The 2,322-nt window shown below is 34.7% G+C and carries 4 protein-coding genes; all 4 read left to right on the top strand.

Annotated elements, in window-relative coordinates:
• Positions 1 to 348, top strand: a 348-nt coding sequence (locus WA010_RS06440) for a hypothetical protein (RefSeq protein WP_422556319.1), incomplete at its 5' end; no start/stop codon positions are given.
• Positions 345 to 1,028: a retron system putative HNH endonuclease gene (locus tag WA010_RS06435; RefSeq protein ID WP_422556318.1), complete on the top strand. Its 684-nt coding sequence runs from the start codon at positions 345 to 347 to the stop codon at positions 1,026 to 1,028. The genes WA010_RS06440 and WA010_RS06435, both read left to right, overlap by 4 nt.
• Complete coding sequence (locus tag WA010_RS06430; protein WP_422556317.1) at positions 1,025 to 1,921, top strand: type I CRISPR-associated protein Cas7; 897 nt, start codon at positions 1,025 to 1,027, stop codon at positions 1,919 to 1,921. The genes WA010_RS06435 and WA010_RS06430 overlap by 4 nt, the downstream gene beginning before the upstream one ends.
• On the top strand, positions 1,921 to 2,322 hold a 402-nt coding region (gene cas5b / locus WA010_RS06425; RefSeq protein ID WP_422556316.1), incomplete at its 3' end, for a type I-B CRISPR-associated protein Cas5b. The genes WA010_RS06430 and cas5b, both read left to right, overlap by 1 nt.

Here is a 2,322-nt window from a genome sequence, read left to right as displayed (position 1 = left end):
GAAAATAATTGTCAGATAATTATGGCAACTCATTCTCCAAATATTATTGCAAATACACCTTATAAATATATTAAAATTTTATTTGAAAAAGATGGCAAAATAATGACTAGGTCGCTTGATGCTTCACCTCTTGATAGAGACTTAAATACAATTGTTAAAACTATTATGGGAACTGATTATATTCCAAAATGGTTAGAAGATGCACATTTTGAGTATAGAAAACTTTGCGAAAATGGAGAAGAAGCTACAGAAGAAGCAAAAAAAGTCAAAGATAAAATTTTAGAGTATGAAAGTCCTAATAGTTCATTTTTTCAAGGTTTGGCTTTTGATATGGAATTAATGAAATGAAGCATATCGTAAAAACTGTGGAACCTGATTTTTTCAAAGATGATACAAAAGAATTAAGAGAAAAAATAAAAACAGCTCCAAAAAAATCTGAGGTTTGGGACAATGACTATAAAAATAAAAGAGTTTTAAAAGAGCATATCCTACAGAATGAGCAAAATTGGTTGTGTTGTTATTGTGAATCAAAAGTAACACTTAATGATTCTCATGTGGAACATATCAAGCCAAAAAGTTTGGATTATGACAATTTGAGTTTTGAGTACTCTAATTTGGCAGTATCTTGTGATGGTAAATGTCATACTGAGGTAAATAAGCCATTAACGTGTGGGCATAGAAAAGATGACCGTTTTGATGAAATGAAATTTCTAAATCCTACAATAACAGAGAATATTAGAGACTATTTTATCTATACAGAAAAAGGTCATATAGGTTCTAGCGCACAAGACGAAGAAAAATCAAAATATACACTTGAGCTACTGCAACTTAATACTTTTGGTAATAATTTACCAGAAGCTCGGTTGAAAGCATTGACTGAATTTAGAAATTCTGTTAACACTAATGTTAGAAATACCAAAAGTGATATAAAAGAAGTTGCAATAAAGTTGCTACACAAAGAAAATCTGGCATTTATCTCTTTTTTGAGATTTAAATATAAAAACTTATTACAAGGGGCAGCAGCATGAAAAGAGTTTACGGAGTAATCGGCATTAAAGCAAAAATGGCAAATTGGAATGCGGATTTTACGGGCAGACCGAAGAGTACGAGTAACGGTGATATTTTCGGGAGCGATAAAGCACTCAAATACCCGATGAAAAAGATGTGGGAAAATGAGGGTAAAAAAGTTCTTTTTATCAAAAGTTGGAAAGATGAAAAAGGCTCTATCGTTCCTCGTAAACTTGAAGATCGTTATGTTCTACTCTTTGGGGAAATCACAGATAAAACTCCTACGACAGAAGTGATGCAAAACCTTTTTAAAGCTACGGATGTTAAAAATTTCGGAGCTACTTTTGCTGAGAAAAAGCAAAATATCTCTATCACGGGAGCGGTACAATTCGGTCAAGGTTTTAACAAATTTGATGATACCAATATCGAAATCCAAGATATTTTATCCCCCTTTGCCGATTCCACAAAAGAGGATGCTAAACAATCTACTCTCGGTACTAAAATCACTGTCGATGAAGCGCACTATTTTTACGGATTCAGCATCAACCCTGCGAATTATAATGAGTATAAAACGCTCTTGGGAAATGATTTTGACGGTTATACGGAGGCGGATTATACTGAGTTTAAAAAAGTGGCGTTGGTGAGTGCCACATCGTATAGCACCAACTCTAAATTCGGATGTGAAAACGAGTTCGCGTTGTTCGTCGAGTGTAAAAATGATGAGTGTTATTTACCTGATTTGAGTGATTATGTGAAATTTGATAGTCAAGCTAGAAGTGTAGATTTAAGTGAAGTTGAAAAGCTTATAAAGGACAAATACGCAAAAGTCGAAGTGTTTTACAATCCGTTTAAATTAGAGGTTAAAACCTCTTTGAACCGATTTAACATCTTTACCCAAGAGTCTATCGCCTAATGAAAGCGATTAGTTTTAAGCTCAGCGGTAAAACGGCGTGTTTTCGTAAACCTGATGTCAATATTTACGCCTATTTTACCTATAATAATATCCATAAACCGTCACTATTGGGACTGTTGGGGGCGATTATAGGATTGGGCGGGTACACACAACTTCACGACGAAAACGAACGGTTGAAAAAAGAGAAAAAACCTCTGAACGAGGGGTATCCCAAATTTTACGAAAAACTTCTCCATCTTAAAATATCAATTACACCGCTTGCTCCAAACGGCTATTTTTCGAAAAAAATTCAAACGTTTAACAACTCCGTCGGGTATGCCAGTTTCGAGCAGGGTGGTAATTTGGTCGTCCGTGAACAGTGGCTGGAAAATCCGCAATGGCAGATTATGATTCTCGATGAC

Origin of the sequence: Sulfuricurvum sp. (assembly GCF_049305995.1) — a bacterium.
In the GTDB taxonomy this organism is placed as follows: domain Bacteria; phylum Campylobacterota; class Campylobacteria; order Campylobacterales; family Sulfurimonadaceae; genus Sulfuricurvum.
This window is presented reverse-complemented; position numbering and strand designations above follow the sequence as displayed.